This window comes from Chelatococcus reniformis (assembly GCF_014640075.1).
GTDB classification, from domain to species: Bacteria; Pseudomonadota; Alphaproteobacteria; order Rhizobiales; family Beijerinckiaceae; genus Camelimonas; species Camelimonas reniformis.
On record NZ_BMGG01000001.1, the window covers coordinates 566,637 to 585,725 of the forward strand.

Annotated in this window: 17 protein-coding genes; 11 read left to right on the forward strand and 6 right to left on the reverse strand. The window is 66.8% G+C overall.

Annotation, left to right across the window (positions count from 1 at the left end; genetic code table 11):
* The first annotated feature begins 41 nt into the window (after positions 1-41).
* Positions 42-800, forward strand: coding sequence for an alpha/beta fold hydrolase (locus IEW34_RS02355; protein ID WP_188607501.1), 759 nt, complete (start codon positions 42-44; stop codon positions 798-800).
* Positions 797-2,341 (forward strand): MDR family MFS transporter, encoded by a 1,545-nt coding sequence (locus IEW34_RS02360; RefSeq protein ID WP_188607502.1) that lies wholly within the window; start codon positions 797-799, stop codon positions 2,339-2,341. The genes IEW34_RS02355 and IEW34_RS02360 overlap by 4 nt, the downstream gene beginning before the upstream one ends.
* On the opposite strand, the gene IEW34_RS02365 is transcribed toward IEW34_RS02360, so the two are convergent.
* Positions 2,330-3,310, reverse strand: coding sequence for a patatin-like phospholipase family protein (locus tag IEW34_RS02365; RefSeq protein ID WP_188607503.1), 981 nt, complete (start codon positions 3,308-3,310; stop codon positions 2,330-2,332). The genes IEW34_RS02360 and IEW34_RS02365 overlap by 12 nt on opposite strands.
* Before the next feature lie 146 nt (positions 3,311-3,456).
* Here IEW34_RS02365 and IEW34_RS02370 point away from each other — a divergent pair, with 146 nt between their 5' ends.
* Complete coding sequence (locus IEW34_RS02370; RefSeq protein WP_188607504.1) at positions 3,457-4,008, forward strand: STAS domain-containing protein; 552 nt, start codon at positions 3,457-3,459, stop codon at positions 4,006-4,008.
* A 157-nt stretch (positions 4,009-4,165) separates the two neighbouring features.
* Here the strand turns inward: IEW34_RS02370 and IEW34_RS02375 are convergent, their stop codons facing one another.
* Positions 4,166-5,878 carry an autotransporter outer membrane beta-barrel domain-containing protein gene (locus IEW34_RS02375; RefSeq protein WP_188607505.1) on the reverse strand — a complete coding sequence of 571 codons (1,713 nt, stop codon included), beginning with the start codon at positions 5,876-5,878 and terminating at the stop codon, positions 4,166-4,168.
* A 904-nt stretch (positions 5,879-6,782) separates the two neighbouring features.
* On the opposite strand from IEW34_RS02375, the gene IEW34_RS02380 reads away from it, so the two are divergent.
* From IEW34_RS02380 to IEW34_RS02395, 4 genes are read left to right on the forward strand one after another with little or no spacing between them, the layout of a single operon-like run.
* The gene (locus tag IEW34_RS02380; protein ID WP_188607506.1) at positions 6,783-7,868 is read left to right on the forward strand and encodes a hypothetical protein; all 1,086 of its coding nucleotides are present in this window, start codon (positions 6,783-6,785) and stop codon (positions 7,866-7,868) included.
* The gene (locus IEW34_RS02385) at positions 7,865-8,443 is read left to right on the forward strand and encodes a UGSC family (seleno)protein (RefSeq protein WP_188607507.1); all 579 of its coding nucleotides are present in this window, start codon (positions 7,865-7,867) and stop codon (positions 8,441-8,443) included. Before IEW34_RS02380 ends, IEW34_RS02385 begins: the two co-directional genes overlap by 4 nt.
* On the forward strand, positions 8,440-9,381 hold the full coding sequence (locus IEW34_RS02390) for an NAD(P)/FAD-dependent oxidoreductase (RefSeq protein WP_188607508.1): 942 nt from the start codon (positions 8,440-8,442) through the stop codon (positions 9,379-9,381). The genes IEW34_RS02385 and IEW34_RS02390 overlap by 4 nt, the downstream gene beginning before the upstream one ends.
* Before the next feature lie 40 nt (positions 9,382-9,421).
* Positions 9,422-10,279 carry a TauD/TfdA dioxygenase family protein gene (locus IEW34_RS02395; RefSeq protein ID WP_188607509.1) on the forward strand — a complete coding sequence of 286 codons (858 nt, stop codon included), beginning with the start codon at positions 9,422-9,424 and terminating at the stop codon, positions 10,277-10,279.
* A gap of 103 nt (positions 10,280-10,382) precedes the next feature.
* On the opposite strand, the gene IEW34_RS02400 is transcribed toward IEW34_RS02395, so the two are convergent.
* The gene (locus tag IEW34_RS02400; RefSeq protein ID WP_188607510.1) at positions 10,383-10,823 is read right to left on the reverse strand and encodes a siderophore-interacting protein; all 441 of its coding nucleotides are present in this window, start codon (positions 10,821-10,823) and stop codon (positions 10,383-10,385) included.
* 108 nt (positions 10,824-10,931) lie between these two features.
* Between IEW34_RS02400 and IEW34_RS02405 the strand changes: the two genes are divergently transcribed.
* On the forward strand, positions 10,932-11,903 hold the full coding sequence (locus IEW34_RS02405; RefSeq protein WP_188607511.1) for a GT-D fold domain-containing protein: 972 nt from the start codon (positions 10,932-10,934) through the stop codon (positions 11,901-11,903).
* 117 nt (positions 11,904-12,020) lie between these two features.
* Entirely contained in the window at positions 12,021-12,296 is a 276-nt protein-coding gene (locus tag IEW34_RS02410) for a hypothetical protein (protein ID WP_188607512.1), read from the forward strand.
* Between the two features lie 222 nt (positions 12,297-12,518).
* Here IEW34_RS02410 and IEW34_RS02415 read toward each other — a convergent pair whose 3' ends face one another.
* Positions 12,519-13,646 (reverse strand): radical SAM protein, encoded by a 1,128-nt coding sequence (locus IEW34_RS02415; protein WP_188607513.1) that lies wholly within the window; start codon positions 13,644-13,646, stop codon positions 12,519-12,521.
* Between the two features lies 1 nt (position 13,647).
* Positions 13,648-14,682 carry a lysylphosphatidylglycerol synthase domain-containing protein gene (locus IEW34_RS02420; RefSeq protein ID WP_210324426.1) on the reverse strand — a complete coding sequence of 345 codons (1,035 nt, stop codon included), beginning with the start codon at positions 14,680-14,682 and terminating at the stop codon, positions 13,648-13,650.
* 288 nt (positions 14,683-14,970) lie between these two features.
* Between IEW34_RS02420 and IEW34_RS02425 the strand changes: the two genes are divergently transcribed.
* Both IEW34_RS02425 and IEW34_RS02430 read left to right on the forward strand, forming a co-directional pair.
* Positions 14,971-16,722, forward strand: a complete 1,752-nt coding sequence (locus tag IEW34_RS02425) for an N-acyl-D-amino-acid deacylase family protein (RefSeq protein WP_188607515.1) — start codon at positions 14,971-14,973, stop codon at positions 16,720-16,722.
* An 89-nt stretch (positions 16,723-16,811) separates the two neighbouring features.
* Complete coding sequence (locus tag IEW34_RS02430) at positions 16,812-17,504, forward strand: DUF4336 domain-containing protein (protein ID WP_188607516.1); 693 nt, start codon at positions 16,812-16,814, stop codon at positions 17,502-17,504.
* A 129-nt stretch (positions 17,505-17,633) separates the two neighbouring features.
* Here IEW34_RS02430 and IEW34_RS02435 read toward each other — a convergent pair whose 3' ends face one another.
* Positions 17,634-18,941 carry an MFS transporter gene (locus IEW34_RS02435; RefSeq protein WP_188607517.1) on the reverse strand — a complete coding sequence of 436 codons (1,308 nt, stop codon included), beginning with the start codon at positions 18,939-18,941 and terminating at the stop codon, positions 17,634-17,636.
* Positions 18,942-19,089: the final 148 nt, after the last annotated feature.

Here is a 19,089-nt window from a genome sequence, read left to right on the forward strand (position 1 = left end):
GCGGCACACAACCGGGCATTCAGAGCTGTGCAGGTTTCAAGATGACCGACTACTTGCTCATTCACGGCGCGTGGCATGGTGGTTGGTGCTGGGACCGCGTCGCAAAATTGCTGTGGGAACGGGGCGACCGGGTGTTCGCGCCCTCGCTGACAGGCCTCGGTGACCGCCGCCATCTGCTGGCTCCCGATGTGGATTTGTCGACGCACGTGAACGACGTGCTGGCCGTCATGGAGACCGAGGAGCTGTCGAACGTGGTGCTGTGCGCGCACAGCTACGGCGGTGCGGTCGCCCTACAGGCGGCCGACCAGGCGCACGAGAGGATCGCGGCCCTGGTGCTGCTCGATGCGCTCCTCCCGCAGGACGGCCGTTCGCTGCTCGATCTCGACAGCGAGGAGCGCCGCAACGCCATCCTGTCGCGCGCTTTGGATACGCCCCAGGGGCAGGTCCTGCCGCCGGCGCCGGCCGTGATCTACGCGCTCGCCTCGGCCGACGACGTGGCCTGGGTGGATCGCCGCTGTGTCGCGCAGCCGCTGAAGACGTTCCAGGAGAAGGCCGCGATCACCGGCGCTTGGCAGCAGATCCCGGTGCTTGCCTATGCCGCCACCCAGCGGTTCCAGCCGCCGGATTTCAGGTCGATCGCGGCGCTTCTTGCCAAGGACGGTCACTTTACCGTCAGCGAGCTCGCTTCGGGCCACGACGCAATGATCGACGCGCCGGAGGATGTTGCCGCGCTGCTCGCGGCGACCGCCGGCCGGATCGGCAATCGGCCCGGGGCTCGCCACGCGGCGCAGCCCGCATGAGCGCGACGGACGTCGCCCCGGCCGACGATGAAGCCGCCATCGCGATCCCGAAGTGGCAATTCAATGTCGCCTTGGCAGGCCTGTTGTGCGTCATGGCGGTCAGCGCCCTCGACGCCAATATCGTGGGACCCGCGTTGCCTCGGATCACGAGTGACCTCGGACATCTCAGCGAGCTGTCGTGGGTGCTCACCGTGTTTCTGCTCGCCAGCACGGCCGCGACACCGGTCTATGGCAAGCTGAGCGACATGTATGGCCGGCGGCCGCTGGTCACGACGGCCGTGCTGATCTTTCTGGCGGGTTCGGCTGCCTGTGGCCTGGCGCAGACCATGCCGCAACTCCTGGCGGGCCGCGCTATTCAAGGCCTGGGCGCCGGCGGCCTGATGACGCTGACGCAGATCACCATGTCGGATCTCGTCTCACCGCGCCGGCGCGGCAGCTACCAGGGCCTGTTCGGCGCCGTATTCACGTTGGCCAATCTGGGCGGTGCCCCGCTCGGCGGGGCCATCACCGAACTATGGTCGTGGCGCTGGATCTTCTACGTCAATGTACCCATCGGCTTGGCGGCGCTGGCATTGATCTGGGCCGGGCTGCCGCCGGGGCAGCGGTCCTCCACCCATCGCATCGACTATGCCGGCATCCTCGTGGTCTCGGCCGTTTCGACCTGCTTGCTGGTCGCGCTCAGCCTCGGCACCTCGCTCGGATGGACATCGCTGCCGGTGCTCGGCCTGTTGGCAGTGGCGATCCTGCTCGCCATTGCCATTTTTCCGGTGGAACGCGGCCAGAAGGAGCCGTTGATCCCCATCGGCATGGTTCGCAATCCGGTCTGGCTGATCGCCACCCTCGTCTCCTGCGCCCTGACGATGGCCGTGTTCGGCTCGCTTGCTTTCCTGCCGCTGTTTCTCCAGCTGGTCATCGGTCTGTCGCCGACTATGTCGGGCCTCGTGATGGCTCCCACGGCAGCCGGCCTGATGCTGTCGCTCCTGGTGGGCGGGCAGATCATCACCAAGACCGGGCGCTACAAGACGCTGGCGGTGGCGGGCGTGTCGATTGCCACCCTGTCGCTGGTGGCTCTCGCCTGGGCGACACATGCCGGTCTGGGCGGTGGCTCCATGGCCGCCCTGCTGCTTCCCGTCGGGGTGGGCCTCGGCCTGGTGATGCCGGGCCTGACGGTCGCGCTGCAGAACGCGGTGGCGCCGAGCGACATCGGCACGGCGACGGCGACGTCGGGGTTTTTCCGCTCGCTCGCCGGCGCCTTCGGCGTCGCCGCGGCGGGCGCCATCGTCGCGGCGAGGCTGGACGCAGCGAGACCCGCCGGCGTCCAGGAAGGCAACATGGCGAGCCTCGGGCTACAGCAGATCGCCGCCCTGGCGCCGGACGCCCGGGCGCTGGTCGTTGGTCACTACCAGAGCGCCATTTTCATCAGCTTCGTGGTCGGAGCGGCGGTCGCTGCCATCGGCCTGCTCTTGATCCTGATGCTGAAAGAGCAGGTCCTGTCGACCAAGGCCGGTAAGGACCGCGAGGCTGCGGCCTTACACGTCTGACACCGGCTGCGGCACGGCCTGGATCCAGTTGATTTCGGCCAGTTGCTCGAGGGTCGGCGACAGGTCGACGGCCGTTGCCATGTCCACCTGATAGGCATCGAATTCGCCTTGCGCCAGGCCGGGGCTGGGCTCGAGAGCGGCGCTCAGGAGCGGATCGAGCCGCACAAACCGATCCTCGAGGATCCGGCTGATCTGGTAGTTGGTCGACTGCAGGTTGGCATCCATGACGAGCTTGATCAACGCCATCGGATTGTCCGGGTCGAGCAGCCATTTGCCGTAGCCCACATCCCCTTTGCTCAGGGCCATGTAATTGTTCGACAGTCCCTGCCCCACCGACAGGACCAGGATGTCCTCGATCCGCGCACCGAGAAAGTCGCGCGCCGTCGCAAGCGCGCACATGCTGGGATTGTTGGCGAACAGCCCCCCGTCCACATGCCCTTGAAAGGCCGGGTGCAGGACTGGGATCGAGCTCGATCGCAGCACGACGTCCGCCAGCGACGGCGAGCGCATCCCCTCCTCCTCCTCGAGGTTGTGCGCAATCTCGATGGACCAGTGCCGGCGTTTCTTGAGGACGACCTGGTTGTCCAACGACATCATCGGGATGACGACCCGTCGGCGCAGGTCGCTGATGCGCATTTCGCCGAACAGCTCGCGCAATTCCTCATAGAGGCCCTCGTGCGTCAGAAACGCACAGCCGCCCGAGAGGGCCAGCAGCGTCCTCGCCGAGAGCGGACCGACCCCGTCGAACGGCCGCCACGTCTGCCAAAGCGCGATCGATCGATCGATGCCCTCGGCAACCGTGGGCGCAGCGGCGATCAAAGCGGCCGTGATGGCGCCGGCCGAGGTGCCCGCGAAGATGTCGACATCGTCCAGCAGATGCGGATCGGCCGCCAGCAACCGCTTCACCAACGTGCAGGCGAGCAGCGGACGTGTACCGCCATCTAGGGAGAGAATCTTGACTGTCGCCATGGAGCCGTCGAAATTGCCTGTCCGAATGTTCCACCATGGCCGGGGCGCGCCGTCCAGCCCATCCGCCTGCAAGAGCCGGGATGGGGGCGCCGCGAGCCGGCCGCTGCGCTTCAAGCCTCGCCGAAGGGAGGATGCTGGAATGCGGAATGCTCGAGGCGGTGGCCGCGCAGCGCTGTGAACGCGCAGGCGACACGGCGGCGAGAAGCCTCTCGGCTCATGCTTCCTGCGTCGATCCACCGCCGCACATCAACGGCCGAGCCGCGTTCTTCGCTTGCGTTATTCGCGATAGGACGGCGGCCTTAGCGTACTACGCACGGGATTCGCAGACGATGTTGCAGATCTCTCAATCCGTCGAGCACGGCATTCTCACCCTGGCGCTGGGTGGCCAATTGAATGCGGAGGGCGCGATGATGCTCGGCAATATCGTTACCGCCTGGCAGAGCCAAGGCGGGCGGAGCACCATCATCGACCTGCACCACATCACTTATGTCGGCAGCGCCGGCCTCAAAGTTCTGATGCATCATGCGAGCGCCGCCAAGGCAGCCGGCGGCCACCTCGTTCTCGCCGCCGTGAACGATCCCATCTTTCAGGTCTTCGATGTCGGCGGCTGCGCCCGCGCGCTGACCTTCGCGCCTGATCGCGACGAGGCACTACGGATGATCGCAGGCCAGCAAACCGTCGTATCGGCAGGGTGCTGAGTTCGACCTTGCGATGGGACGGGCCGAGCTGTCGCTGCTGTCTCGCGGCCGCACGTTAGAGCGTTTTCGAGCGAAGTGGACACCGGTTCGCGTGAATAAATCGTGACAAATCAAACAGATATAGCATTTCGGCGATTCGAAGAAACGCGGAAATGCTTTAGAACTTGATGGTGACGCCGGCCGAGCCGCGGTGTGTCTGCGCGTTTGCACCGAGGAGCCCGTCGTAGCGGACGAAGCCCTGGATGGCGCCGTCGAATGCCAGGCCGGCCCCCACGACGGCCGCATCGCGATCCGGCTGCGCGCCGTTCACCACGAACGCGGCGCTCGGCAATTCCTGAAATGACGCGGCGACCGACCGGACGGGATCGGACAGTTCATGCGACCAGCCGGCCCGCAGGGTCGCCACGAGGCGGCTCCCCCCGCCCAGATCGACCTGATGCTTGAGATCCGCAGCGACGATGCTGCGTAGCGAGGTCAGGTCGCGGCCGGCCACGTTCAGGGCGAGGGGGCCGGCGCCGACCTCGCCAAATCCGTCCTGGCGAAGGCTGACGAGCTGCAGCCCCACGTTCGGTGTGATCGTGGTCGTTGGTGATAGCTGGAACCGATATCCGCCCTCGACCGACGACAGGAATGCTCCACCGTCGATGTTGGCGAAGGTCACGCCCTGCTGGCCGATGAACGCGATGCTCCGATTGAGATCTGTGGTGGACCAACCATAGCCCGCGGCAACGTCCAAATATGTCGCGCCCGACTGAAATTGCCCGAAAACGGCACCGTAGTAGTTGTTGGCATCGCCGCCGCTGGTCAGCCCACTGACCGAGAAGGAGGCGCGCGAATAGCCGACCGCGGCACCGATCTTCAAAGTGGGATCGATGCGATAGTCGAGGCCGGCCGTCACGGAGGCAAAATTGCTGCGCAGGCCGTGGCTGTCGCCGTTGCCGCCGATGGCGGCCGTGCTGCCGCCCGTATCCATCCACACGTTCACATCCGACGCGGGCGTCAATGCGCCCCTGTTGCCGCGTCCTGCCATCACCGAAGCAGAATCGCCGGCATGGAGTTGTTGGCGCAACACGTCGAGAAAGCCGTATGCCCCCTGCAAACTGACTGAAGCGACGTCTGCGTTTGCCTCGCCGCTCAGCTGCGCCAAGGCACCCCTGAGGCCGAGCGTGTCGGTGAAGTTGAGCAGGTCGAGGCTATTGTAGACGCTGTCCATCGGGGTGAACGGTGCCGGAAAGGCCGCGTGGTCGAGCGCGTAGGCGACGGCCGCCGCATTGCCGACGCCGGCACTCGGACGATACGCGAGCGCGTAAGGACCCAAGCCGTTCATGGGGATGAACGTGCTCGCTCCGGGAAACTGCGGATTGACGCAGTCAGGAGTCGCGGTCTGGCCGACGATATAATACTGGGGCGCACCGGCCGCGCCCCAGGGACCGGCTGTCGGGACATCGGGCGGGTTTGCGGGAAAATTCCCGAGCGCCGGATTGCCGGGGCCCCCGAGGATGCAGGTCCCCGCCGGGACCTGCACGAGCGCCACGGCATTGGGCAGGTCCGGCAGGGCCAGGATGTTCTTGACTTGAGCAGCCGTGAGGCCACGCACGGAGTTGGTGGTCGCGATCCACGGATCGCTCGCCGGTCCGAGCGTGTCCGCGTTGAACTGGTTGAAGAAGCGCACATACTGTGTCGGCACCGACGTGCGCACCACGGTGGCGGGTGCCGTCGGAATGAAGCCGCCCTCGACCGCCTCGACGTAGACGTTGGCGTCAGCCCCTGTGGTGATCGAAGGCAGTGAAGGCCCGGACGGATTGCCGATCGGCCCGACGATGACCTGGCCGGGAGGCAGCGGCACGGTCTGCGCGGAGGCCGCAGTCAAGCAGACCGGCCAGAATAGCGGAGCCAGCGCGCACGCCAGACGAAACGCGCCCGCGCGGCCTTGCCGCGCGGCACCCTGGCGCCGCTGCGCAACCTTCGAGCACACCATCCGGCTCCTCCGCCCACGAGCTCCTTCCGCTCCAGCCACGGTCAGGTTCTCGCTCCCCCCTATCGGCAAAACCCGGGCATGCCCCTAACCCGACGGGACGCCCCCCGCACACCGACTATACGGCCCATTTTGCCGATTCTGTCGACGGACGAAAGGCGAATTCCTGTCTCCACGCGTAACGATACCCGGCTAGCTTCGCGGGCGAGCACCGGGAGCGTGGCCCATGCGCCGCGAACGACTGCGGCGAATGGCGCACAGGCGATCCGCGCTAGCGCGCGGCAGCGAGAGCCGTGCGAACAGAAGATGTGCCGACGCCGGATGATCTTGGGAAACTCAGCGATTGCCAACTCGACGGTGAGTAAACTGGGCCGCCTCGCGGCCGGTCGTTCTCGGCCGCTCTTGAGTAGCGCACCAACCGTTCTCGGCCAGACGCTTCTATTCCTCATGCTCGCGCTTCCAGACCTCGAGCGAATCATCAGTAGTGCTTCGGCGATAACTCGGGTCGTGCTCACCCCACCCCCTTTTTGCAGGGGCGTCGGGCTCGACCTTTTTCGGTTCGGTCCCGCTGGGCTTGACCGGCGCTTGGTCCCGACGCCGTGCGCACATCCCGGCGATCGCGACCCCTTCAACTCGCCGGCCGTCAACGTTCGCCGGACGGCCGTGCTCAAAGATGACGACGTCACCTGTGCCCTTCCGCCTGGCGCACAGCAGGGCTGCGTCAGCTTCCCGTTCATTGACTTGCGGAGGAGATCAGACCTACGGTTTCCCAAAATCTAAGAAGGTAGGGAGTAGGTCCTTGGAAGAGATGGTGTCCGCCGATGAGGCGGAAGCGGCCGCGGCTTATGCGGACCGGGAGTGGACCGACGGCCTGCCCGTCGTATTGCCGACAGCGGAGCGCGTGAAGGCGTTTCTCGATGTCGCCGGGCGGGACCCGGATGAAATCCTGCTCTCCGTCCCCGAAAACAAGCGCGACGTGACGGTCGGCCTCGCCGCGGTGAATGCGGTCATGGCCGGGTGCCGGCCCGAATTCTTCCCGGTGATCGTTGCCGCCATCGAAGGCTGGGCAGACCCGCGCTGGGGCAATGGCGACCGGACGTTCTTCTATATGAGCAACAGCAGCACGGGTGGCGGTGCCCAGCTCACCCTCGTGAATGGACCCATCCGCAACGAAATCGGCGTGAACTCGCGGGCGAACGTCTATTCAGGCACGAGTGTCGCCAATCTCACGATCGGGCGGGCGCTGCGCCTGATCGTTCGCAACGCCCTCGGCATGCGTCCGGGCCTCCAGGATCACGCAAGCCAGGGTCATCCCGGCAAGCTCAGCTATTGCATCGCGGAGAATGAGGAGGAGAGCCCTTGGGCGCCTCTGCATGTCGAGCGCGGCTTTGCGCCGGATCAGAGCACCGTCATGGTGTTTTGCGGGCGCTCGCCGGAGCCGGTGGAAAATCGGGTGGCGGGCTCGGCCGAAGGAATCCTCATCACCATTGCCGATACCATGTCGCGTCTGGGCGCCATGCTCGGCATACGCGGGCCGGCAATGGTCGTGATGGGGCCGGAACATGCCGGAATCATCGGCGGCAAATGCGGCTGGTCGAAAGCCGACGTGAAGCAGTTCCTGTTCGAGAACTGGCGGCGCCCCGTCGCGGACCTGGAGCGCGTCGGCCTCGATCCAGCGGTTCTGCGTAAGTCGCCCGCGGTGTTCAGCCAGGACGGCGTGGACTGGATGAGGGGAAGTCGCGGACCCGAGGATGTCCTCCTCGTCGTCGCCGGCGGAAATAACGCGGGTGTCTCCTCTGTCATCACGAATTGGGCATTTCCAATTCCACTCGGCGAATATCTCATCAAGCCGATCACGACTTCACCGATAAGGAGCGCAGCATGAGCATTACGACCATCATCCCTGTGCCGTCCGACAAAGTGGCGGCAAGCAAGGGGGCGACACGCCTGCCGTCGGTCAAGGGTTCCACCGTCGGCATCATGTTCAACATCAAGCAGAACGGATCGGAACTCCTGTCGGCGATCGGCGACCTGCTGCGCGAGCAGCACGATGCGAAGGCGGTGCTTCCGCCCGTGAAGACGGCCGGCATCTACCTGCCGACGGAGGAGCAGCTGAAGGACGTCGCCGACAAGGCGGATATGGTGCTGGTCGGCCTCGGGGATTGCGGCTCCTGCAGCGCCTGCAGCGTTCAGGTCGCAGCGGAGTTCGAACGCGCCGGCGTGCCGGCGGTGGCGATCTGTACGACGCCGTTCCTCAAGTCCGGTCAAGCGATGGCGGCTCGTCAGGGTTTGCCCAATCTCCGGTTCGTGACCATCGAGCATCCGCTCTCGAGCTTGACGATCGACGAGCTGCGCGAGCGCGCCAAGGAGGCCGTTTCGCAAGTCGTTTCGATCGTCTGTGCCGACGACGAGCTCAACAAGAGCGAGGCTGCGGCCCTCGCGGATAGCTGGGCAGCTTGACGCGATCCGACTTCGATGTCGTCGTAATAGGTGGCGGGGTTGGAGCGCTGACCGCGGCGCTCTTCGCTGCGCAGCACGGGCTGCGCACGGTCGTTGCGACAGACATGATCCTTGGCGGTCAGGTCCTCGACGTCGAAGAGATCATCAACTACCCGGGGATGCCCACTCCCATTTCCGGCGTAGATCTGTGCGCCAATATCGAAGCACAGGCGCTCGCCGCTGGAGCGACATTCAACTATGAGCGAGCAACCTCGATCGTTCACGAGGGCGGCCGCTTCCGCGTCGGCAGCGATAGCGCAGAGCTGACAGCGCGTTCGGTTATCGTGGGCACGGGTTCCACACCGGCGTCATTGCGCATTCCTGGCGAGGAGGAGTATGCGGGCCGCGGGGTTTCGCATTGTGCTTCGTGCGATGCCGGGTTCTTTCGCGGCGAAACGGTCGCCGTCATCGGCAGTGGCGACTCCGCCGCCGATGGCGCCCTGGTCGCTGCGAAGTCCGCCGCAGAGGTCGTCATCGTCGCGCGCGAGGGGAAGCTCCATGCGGCGGCCTCCACCCAGGCGCGCCTTCAGGGCGCCTCCCGAATCCGCATCATGAACGCGCACGAGCCGGTCGAGATCGTGGGCCAGAACAACGCCGTCACGGCGCTGCGTCTGCGTGACGCCTCGGCCGGGAATACCTTCGACCTGCCTGTGTCGGGCGTCTTCATCTATGTCGGCCTTCAGCCCAACACCGAGTTGCTCGCGCCTCTGGTCGATGTGACATCCACCGGCCACGTGGTGACCACGGCCGACATGGAGACGACGATCCCGGGCTTGTTTGCGATTGGCGATATTCGAGCGGGTTTTGCCGGCTACGTCGTCAATGCCGCGAGCGACGGGGCAGTAGCGGCAGTCGCCGCGCTGCAACGAACACGAGAGGAAGCTCGTTTGCACGTCTAGAGCGCTTTCGCTCTTATTTCGAACTACAGGGAGGCCGGTAATGACAAACACCATCCGGGTTCAACCCCTCGACGCCACGTTCGGTGCGACCGTCACCGGCGTCAAGCTGGCCGAAATCGACGACGCCCAATGGAGCGAACTGTACGAGGCTTGGCTCAACTACGCCCTGCTGGTGTTTCCGGAGCAGCACCTCGGCCGCGACCAGCAGGTCGCCTTCGCGCGCAGGTTCGGCGACCTGGAGTTCGACATGGCACCCATCAGCAACGTGAAGGCCGATGGCACGGTGCGCGGCGATGTCGACACCGATGGCGTCGTCAAGATCCTGAAGGGCAACATGGGCTGGCATGCCGACAGCACCTATATGCCTTTGCAGGCAAAGGGGGCCGTGTTCAGCGCGGAGATCGTGCCGACCACCGGTGGCCATACCGGCTTCGCCGACATGCGCGCCGCCTATGATGCGCTCGACGATGCCACCCGTGACCGCATTGAGGGCTTGTCCGCCTACCACTCCCTGCACTACAGCCAGTCCAAGCTGGACCACAAGCACAAGGAGGGCGACGAATACGGCGGCTACGGCTTCCACGACGGTCCCGTGCCCTTGCGCCCCCTGGTGAAGGTTCACCCGGAAACCGGGCGCAAGTCGCTGCTGATCGGCCGCCATGCCCACGCCATCCCCGGCCTCGATCCCGCCGAGTCAGAGCAGTTGCTCGCCGACCTGATCACTTTCGCCTGCCAGGAGCCGCGCATCTATCACCATGACTGGCGACCGGGCGACACCGTGATCTGGGACAATCGCTGCCTCCTGCACCGCGCCACGCCGTGGAACTTGGCCGAGCCGCGCGTGATGTGGCACAGCCGTATTGCCGGGCACCCCGTCAGCGAGGCTGCCGTGCCGTAGTGGGGTGTGGTCTCCTCGCCGGTCCCAGAGAGGCCATCGTCGCCTTGTGCAGGCGCAGAGACCTCAAGGCTAAGGGACGCGTGGTGATCGCTCAACTCCTCGCTCAGTCGTCGGCCGAGTGATTGAAGTTGCCCTCCGCGCGGCCCCTGCGCCAATAAGCGGCGGCGAGCGTGTCCTTGTTGTCGAGCCTCAGCTCATCGCGCCAGTAGCGGCGAATCGCCTGGAAGGCCGTGAACTCGACGCCCGCCATGGCGTGGATGGGGGTGTCAGCCGGTCGCATCGGTACCTCACGGACCGCGTCCGGGAGCAAGGACGTCGCGCCGACGCTGGCACCGTTGCGGTGCAGCCAGCGCAGGTCGACCTTCGCCTTCGAGTGCAGCGCCTGCTCCTCGCCCGTGTCCGCGACCTCGATCAGCGCCGTGGCGCTGGCATGTGCCGGTAGCGCTTCCAGGGTTCTCGCGATGGCTGGCAGCGCCGTCTCGCCGACGAGCAGATACCAGTCGGCCTGCGGAACGGGCCGGCCGTCTCGCCCCCCATGCGGCACGTGCCTGGACGTCCCCCTGCGCGGAAGACGTCATATTGAGCCGCGCCGGCGCGTGCTAGATCCTCTCATGCCGAGCCTGCCCCCTGTCGAGCCTCCGCCGCCGCGACCATGCCAAACGACGACGCCCTCAAGTTTGAACGAACCGCCGGCCTCGTTGCGCCGTCGTCCGTCGAGCAGATCGTGCGCTCGGCCATCGAGCGGAAGGACGCATTCAGCCTGATCCGCTGCGGCGACGGCGAATCCGTCGTGCTCGGCTACCCCGAGTTCGTGCACGACACGCGGTTCATGGGGTGGATGCGGAATTTCTTCGGGCCGCATGCGGACCGTCCGGAGGTGTTCAGGTCGCTGCGGGAGTGGCTCGAATGGGCCGTATCGTGCGCGGACGTGGTCGGCACCTTTCGTGAGCAGATCGGCGATATCGAGCGGGCGCGGCAAGCGGCGCTGGGGTTGGGCGCTCTCCGGGTCCTGACAGACGACCAGAAGGTCGAGATCAACGGGATCGAGTGGCGTCTGCTGGACCACCTCACACGGCCGCTGATCCTCGAGCAGTGCCTGCGGACCACATCGAACATCCATATCAAGATGGAAGAATCCGGGCTGCTGAAGTCCATCGCGGCCGAAGCGGATCGGTTGAACGTGATCACGGGCAACGACATCAAGGAGAAGCTCGAAGCGGCGTTTCCGACCACGCGCATCGTCCAGTACCGGGTGCCCACCGAGTACAAATTCGAACCGGTGCGCGACAGCTGGAACGATGCCGAGCCTCACTTTCCGGACGTGTTCAATCGCATCATGGACCTGATCGAGCAGGGCGACTTCGAAGGCGTCACCTTCGTCGGGGCAGGCCCGTGCGGCAAGATCTACGCATCCGCGATCAAGAAGGCGGGCGGCATCGCCCTCGATATCGGCAGCATCATGGATGTCTGGGCGGGGCGAGACACACGAAGCTTCATGCGGACGATCCGTCCGGGCACCTTCGCGTCGGGCGTGCAGGCGGACGCAAGACCCCCTGCCCGGTCCTCGCACGGGGACCTCCCAGATCCTTCGCGGCTTGGCCGCGGCCAGCGGGCCCGCTATTGACCCGCCGGTCCAGCGCTCTAATTGCTGTTGAGATGCGGGCGGCCGCCCGCGACGAAGAGCGTTGCGAGTAAAATGACCCTACGCCGCACCCTTTCCCTTCTCGTTGCAGTGGTCGGGATGTCCCTCCTGGCCGGCTGCGTATCGCCCGGCCCGGGCTCCTACTATGCCGGGGGACCCGGCTACTATGGGGGCGCAGGCTACTACGGCGGTGGCTACTACCGCGGTGGCGGCCTCTATCGCGGCGGCGGCTACTACCGCGGCGCGCGCTACTACAACAGGGGCGTATACGGACGGCCGGGCTTCGGCTATCGGGGACGGGCCTACGGCAGGGCCGCTTACGGGCATCGGCATTATGGCGGCGGGCGCGCCGCGTTTCGGCAGCGGCACTTCTGATGCGCGCTCCGCGGGGCGGGTAGCCGGAGCGCGCGGCGGCTCAGCCGCGTGCTGAGCCCGGAGCCGCTTTGGGCATCGGCTAGCGCCCTTCCCATTGGATGGGATCATCCAATGGCGCAGAGATGCTCATCAACCCTCGCTTCGAGAGCGCTTCTCCGGACCAGGTGGAATCAAATCACCCGACGGGCGTGAGGCGCTCGGGCTTCAAGAACCGGGTCGCCATCACGGAGCGGCCTTGGCCGGCCGGCGGCTGCGCCCGATGCCGGACAATCCCTGCAGATGCGTGCCTTGTCCGACGACCGCGCCCAGCGCTCCGATGGTTTGGCGATTGGCCAGCGCGGCGGCGGCCGCGAGCGGACGTGCCTCCGAAAGGCGCTTGAATGCGTCGCCGATCGCGACCGCCAGGTGCAGCATCACGCTGGCGTCGCGATAGCAGTCCGTCATGCAGGCTTGGCAGCCGTCGCGGATCGTCTGCGCGCCGTCGAAGTCCCACAGCGAGCACATCGGCTTGTCCCAGGCCTCGCAGCGCCAGAGATCGTAATTCCAGTCGAGATAGAAATACTTGTAGCCGGCGACACAGACGAACCGCTCCTTCTCGCCGCGCAGCCTGCGGACCATGTCGGCCATCGAGGCGCGCGGGTTCTGCACCGGGATGATGTCACGGATGCCGTCCGCCGCAGCGAAGGAGCGGATCAGCTCCTCCGCGGAGACGTCGACGATATCGCTGTCCTCCGAGAAGACCATCGAGGAGGAGCCATAGGCAGCCTTGCGCGGATAGGAGAAGGTGACCGCCTTGAACCCCAGCTCCCGGAGAAAGGCGCCAAGCGCGCGATAATCCGTGACCAGCTTGCTCATCACCACGGAGGCGACCGGTGTCATGCCGCGCTTCGCCATCCGGCCGTTGGCCTCCTTGATGCGCGCGCAGACGCCCTTCAGACCGCGGTTCTTCTCGTGGACGGCGGGATCGGCACTGTCGATGGAGATGAAGATCGTCCCGACACCCGCGTCGGCGATGGCATCGAGCTTGTCGAGCAGGTTCCAGCCGTTGGTGACGAGCGTGGCCTGGATGCCCGCGCTGGAGGCCATCCTGGCCATATCGATGATCTTGGGATGCAGCAGCGGCTCACCCCCCATAAAGGTGAGAAACCTGACGTTGGCGCGCGTGTGGAGAAGATCGAGCGCCGCGCCGAAGCGCGCCGCGTCGAGCCAGCGGCGATGCGTGACCAGCCCCTTGTCGTGGGCGAAGCTGCAGAAGTCGCAGGTCGCGTTGCAGACGTTGGTGACGGAGATGTTGCAGACCGCCGGACCGCCTGACGGGATGAGACGCAGAAGATCGGACAGGCCGGGCATGTCATCGTCCTTGAGAGAGGGTGGCGAGCCGTTGGCGAGCGTCGGCACGCTCGACACCGGCCCAGGCCACGAGACCGAGCAGGGATATGGCGAGTTCGCGGGCCCGTCGCACCAGCGCGACGACGACCGCCGCCTCCGGCGACACACCGGCAAGGGCCGCCGCGGCCACGATCGCGCCCTCCTGGATAATGACGGAACCGGGCAACATGAAGCCGGCGATGCGCATGGCCTGGCTGAGACTTTCGATGATGAGGCCGCGGCTCAGATCGATGGGGTGGCCGAGGAGCGCCAGGATGCCACAGATTTCCACGGCGCCGAGCACCCAGGCGATGCTGTGCCAGAGCATGGCCCACGCGAGGGAGCCATGGGCCCTGCGCACCTCGGCCATCGTCAGCCGGAAGCTGTGAAACGCTTCGAGCCTCAATCTGGGAAAAAGACGCAGCAGCAGGTTCTCCGCCCAGCGCAGAGAGCGGCCGCCCTGCAGCAGCACCAGGGCGACAATGCCGGCGACGCCGAGCCCCGCTCCGGCGACGGCCACGCCGAGGAGATCGGCCTGTCGATTGATCACGACAAGCAGCGCCAATCCGAGAAGCGTAAAGAGGCCCTGCGACACCGATTCCAACGTCACGTCCATGGTGGCCGTTGCGGCGCTCAGCTTCCCCGGAACGCCCCAGCGGGTCAGCAGCCGTGCAGCAGCCACCTGCCCGACGAGAGCGCCGGCCGGCAGCAGCGTGCTTGCGGTCTCCCGAAACCAGCGCAGCATCGTCATGGCTGGAACGGAGGGCCGACCGGCTTTCGGCAGGAGGCAGCGCCAGGCGCAGGCCGTCAACACGATCTGGGGGATATGCACCCCGGCGGACACGGCCAAGGCCGCCGGCAAACTGGCCACGACCCTCCGCATCTCACCCATGTCACCGCCGATAAGCAGCGCCAAGGCGGCAAAGACGAGGCACAGGAGAAGGAGCAGGATCCCGCCATAGCGCAGGCCGCTCCGCAGGCCGGGAAACGCGTCGCTCCCGTCGTCCTTTCTGCCCAAGGACCGATCAGCCAAATCTCGCATCCTACGTCAGAGGGAAGGCTCTCTTCGGCTCCGCTTGAGACCCCCAGCCTCCGACCGGAAGCAACCGCTAGCAGGCCGCAGGACTGGAGCCAACCTGTCGGCTGCCTCGAGGTCCCGGGCGCCTGCACCCGTCGGCCCAGGCTAACATCCGTGCACAGGCAGCGCCACATCACGGCTGCAAAGCCGGCAGCACTTGACCCATGCACTCCATAAGACGGATTATGGAGCAAAAGGTGGCCGCTGCGCCGCCCATGGGAGAAAGACATGGCCAAGGACTACGATCTGGTGATCCGTCACGGCACCGTGGTGGACGGCAGCGGCGGACCTGCCTTCGAGGCCGACGTCGCCATCCGCGGCGGCCGCATCGCCGAGGTCGGCAGGGTGACCGGCGCCGGCGCGGAGGAGATCGACGCCAAAGGCCAGCTCGTGACACCCGGCTTCGTCGACATCCACACGCATTATGACGGCCAGGCGGTGTGGGATCGTCACCTGGCGCCCAGCGCCTGGCATGGCGCGACGACCGTGGTGATGGGCAACTGCGGCGTCGGCTTCGCGCCGGTGAAGCCCAACGATCGCGACAAGCTCATCGCGCTCATGGAAGGGGTCGAGGATATTCCCGCGCCCTGCCTGGCCGAGGGGCTGGACTTCAACTGGGAGAGCTTCGCCGACTTCCTCGATGTGGTGGCGGCGCGCCAGCGCGACATCGACGTCTGCGCGCAGCTACCCCACGCGGCGGTGCGCGTCTACGTCATGGGCGAACGGGCGCTTCGACTCGAGAACGCGACGCCGACCGATGTCGCCCGCATGCGCCACATCGTGACGGAGGCGATCCGCGCCGGCGCCTTCGGCGTCAGCACGTCGCGCACGATCAATCACAAGACGCTGGCGGGCGATCCCACGCCGACGCTCAAGGCGCAGGAGGACGAGATCCTCGGCCTCGCCATGGGCCTTGCCGACGCCGGCCGCGGCCACTTGCAGCTGATCACGGACTTCAACCAGCCCGACGCGGAAACCGAGTTCGCCATGCTGCGCCGCGTGGTGGAGAAATCGCGGCGCCCGTGCCTGTTCTCGCTGTTCCAGAAGCACGACCGCCCGGAAGACTTCCGCAAGCTGCTGGCCCTTGCGGGCGAGGCGAGCCGGGAAGGTCACATCATGCGACCGGTGTTCCCGCCGCGACCGATCAGCGTCCTGTTCGGCCTCACCAGCAGCCTCAATCCATTCTCGGGCACGCAGGCCTACAAGACGATTGCGGACAAGCCCTTCGCCGAGCGGCTGGCCACCATGCGCAATCCCGAGTTCCGCGCCAAGGTGCTCGGCGAGGATCTGAGCAAGGGCAACGTGCCGCTGCTGCGCGCGCTGAACTATAAGCGTCTGTTCCTGCTCGACGACAATCCCAACTACGAGCCGGCGGAGGAGAATTCCATTGCCGCGATCGCCGCGCGCGAGGGGCGCAGCGCGCCGGAAGTCGCCTATGATCTCATCGTCGGCGGCGACGGCACGGACTTCCTGCTGTTCACGATCCTGAACTACGCCGACTACAACCTGGCGCCGAGCCGGGAGATGCTGAGCGACGCCAATGCGATCATGGGCCTGGGCGACGGCGGCGCGCATGTGGGGTTCATCTGCGACGGCAGCTTCCAAAGCTATCTCTTGAGCTGGTGGGGCCGGGACCGCCCGTCCGGCCGCCTGCCGGTCGAGGAATGCGTACGCCGCCTGACGAGCGACACGGCGCACGCCGTGGGCCTGCACGACCGTGGCCTGCTCCGCGTTGGCCTGCGCGCCGACGTGAACGTCATCGACTTCGACCGGCTCGCCATCGAGAAGCCGTTCATCAGGGCCGACCTGCCGGCCGGCGGTCGCCGTTTCCTGCAGCGGGCGCGCGGCTACACCGCGACCGTGGTGGCCGGCCAGGTCACCTACCGCAACGGCGAGGCCACGGGCCTGCTGCCCGGCGCGCTGGTGCGCGGCCCGCAGCCGGCCCCCGCGGCCCTGGCGCAGGGCGTCGCGGCGGAGTAAGTGCCGGCAGGCGCCGCCTGCGGCGGCCGGGGCAGTCGGCCCGGCCGTCCGCGCTGGCGGCAACTCGCCTTGGAGGGCGGCGGCCGGCCATGTTGACGCAATTCGGCCCCGGGATCTGGACGGCGGACGGACCCCCAGTCGTCGCCATGATGGGGTTCCACTACCCCACGCGCATGGTGCTGATGCGATTGTCCGGTGGACGCCTCTTCGTCTGCTCGCCGGTCGCCTTGACGGATGATCTGCGAACCGCGATCGCGGCTCTGGGGGACGTGTGTTACCTCGCCGCCCCCAACTCCCTTCACCACATGTTCATCCTCGATTGGAAACGGGCCTACCCGACGGCGCAGGTCTATGCCGCACCCGGGCTGCGGGAGAAGCGCAGGGACATCGCCTTCGACGGCGATCTGGGAGATGCGCCGGTCTGCGCTTGGGCCGCGCAGATCGACCAGGTCTTGGTGCGGGGCAACGCGCTGACGAGCGAAGTGGTGTTCTTCCATCGGGACAGCAGTACCGCGATCTTCACCGATCTCATCCAGCAACTGCCAGCCGATTGGTTCTCCGGCTGGCGGGCCGTCGTGGCGAAGTGGGACCTGCTGCTCGAGCCTCAGCCGTCGGTGCCGCGGAAGTTTCGCGCAACCTTCACCGATCGCGCGGCTGCGCGAGCTGCTCTCGAACGCATCCGCGCCTGGCCCGTCGAGAAGGTGCTGATGGCGCACGGAATGCCGGTGACCGAAGACGGCCAGGCATTCATCCGGCGTGCGTTCAGGTGGTTGATCCCATGACGACCGCCGGCGGGCGCGGCGCGTAACGCCCCTGGCGCCCGGCCGGGGATCCCCGGCCCGCCGTGCGGCCTTCCCGCGCGGCGGCAGGGCCGTGGTTGGCGGCAGGCCGCTCGCCCCGCGTCCCGCCCGCTACTCGCCCTCTCCCTGCGGCCGGCTCAGCCACAGGGCGGCGAGGGTGCAGGCGGCGCCGGACAGCAGGTAGGCGCCGGCCGCGATCAGGCCGAAGTTGGCGGCGAGCAGCAGCGCCACCAGCGGCGCGAATCCCGCGCCGAACAGCCACGCGAGGTCGGAGGTCAGGGCCGACCCGGTGTAGCGGTAGCGGGTGGGGAGGCGCGAGGCGAGCGCGCCGGAAGACTGCCCGAACGACAGCCCGAGGAGAATGAAGCCGAGGACCATGAAGATGGCCTCGCCGCCCACGCCCAGATCGAGGAGCTGCGGGGCGAAGCCGCTGAAGATGGCGATCGCCGCGGCCGAGCCCCCGAGCAGCGCGCGCCGGCCCACCCGGTCGGCGATGGCGCCGGAGACGACCATGGCGATGATGCAGGCGACCGCGCCAAGGGTCTCGATGCCGAGGAAGCGCGCCGGGCCGTCACGCGTGAACAGGAACACCCAGGAGAGCGGAAACACCGTCACCATGTGGAAGAGCGCAAAGCTCGCCAGCGGCGTGAACGCGCCGATGAGCACGTTGCGCCACTCCGCCCGCAGCGTCTCGCCGACCCGCGCCGGCTGCAGCGTGAGCGATGCGAAGAGCTGCTGGTACTGCGGCGTCACCACCATGCGCAGGCGGGCGAACAGGGCCACCACATTGATCGCGAAGGCGACGAAGAACGGATAGCGCCAGCCCCAGCTGTAGAAATCGTCGGACGACAGGTTGGCGGCGAAGAACGCGAACAGGGCGCTCGCCATGATCAGCCCGAGCGGCGCGCCGAGCTGCGGGATCATCGCATACCAGCCGCGCCGGCGCGCCGGCGCGTTGAGCGCCAGCAGCGACGCCAGCCCGTCCCAGGTGCCGCCGAGCGCCACGCCCTGGCCGATGCGCGCCAGCGCCAGCAACCAGGCCGACGCGACGCCGATCTGCACGTAGCCGGGCAGGAAGGCGATGGCGACGGTCGACGTGCCGAGCAGCACCAGCGCGGAGGTCAGCTTGGCGCTGCGCCCGTGGGCCCGGTCGATGGCCATGAAGATGACGGTGCCGAACGGCCGCGCGATGAAGGCCAGCGCAAAGATGGCAAAGGAGTAGATCGTCCCGGTCAGCGCATCGTGCTCGGGAAACACCAGCCGCGGGAATACGATCACCGACGCGATGGCATAGACGAAGAAGTCGAAATACTCCGACGTGCGGCCGATGATGACGCCGACGGCGATGTCGCCGGCGTCCACCTCCTCATCCCCATGGATGTTGGCCGCATCCCGCTCCAGCGTCGACGTTTGGACCATCAACTCTACACCGATCAACGGGCCTCTCGCGCGCGCCGCCCGGCCGGACCAGGCAGTCGGATCACGCGCTGTCGGCTTGATTGTTCCGCACGGCCGCCGCCCCGTTCGGCAGGCGCCGCTGTCTCCTGTCCTTCTTGCGCCGTCCGCC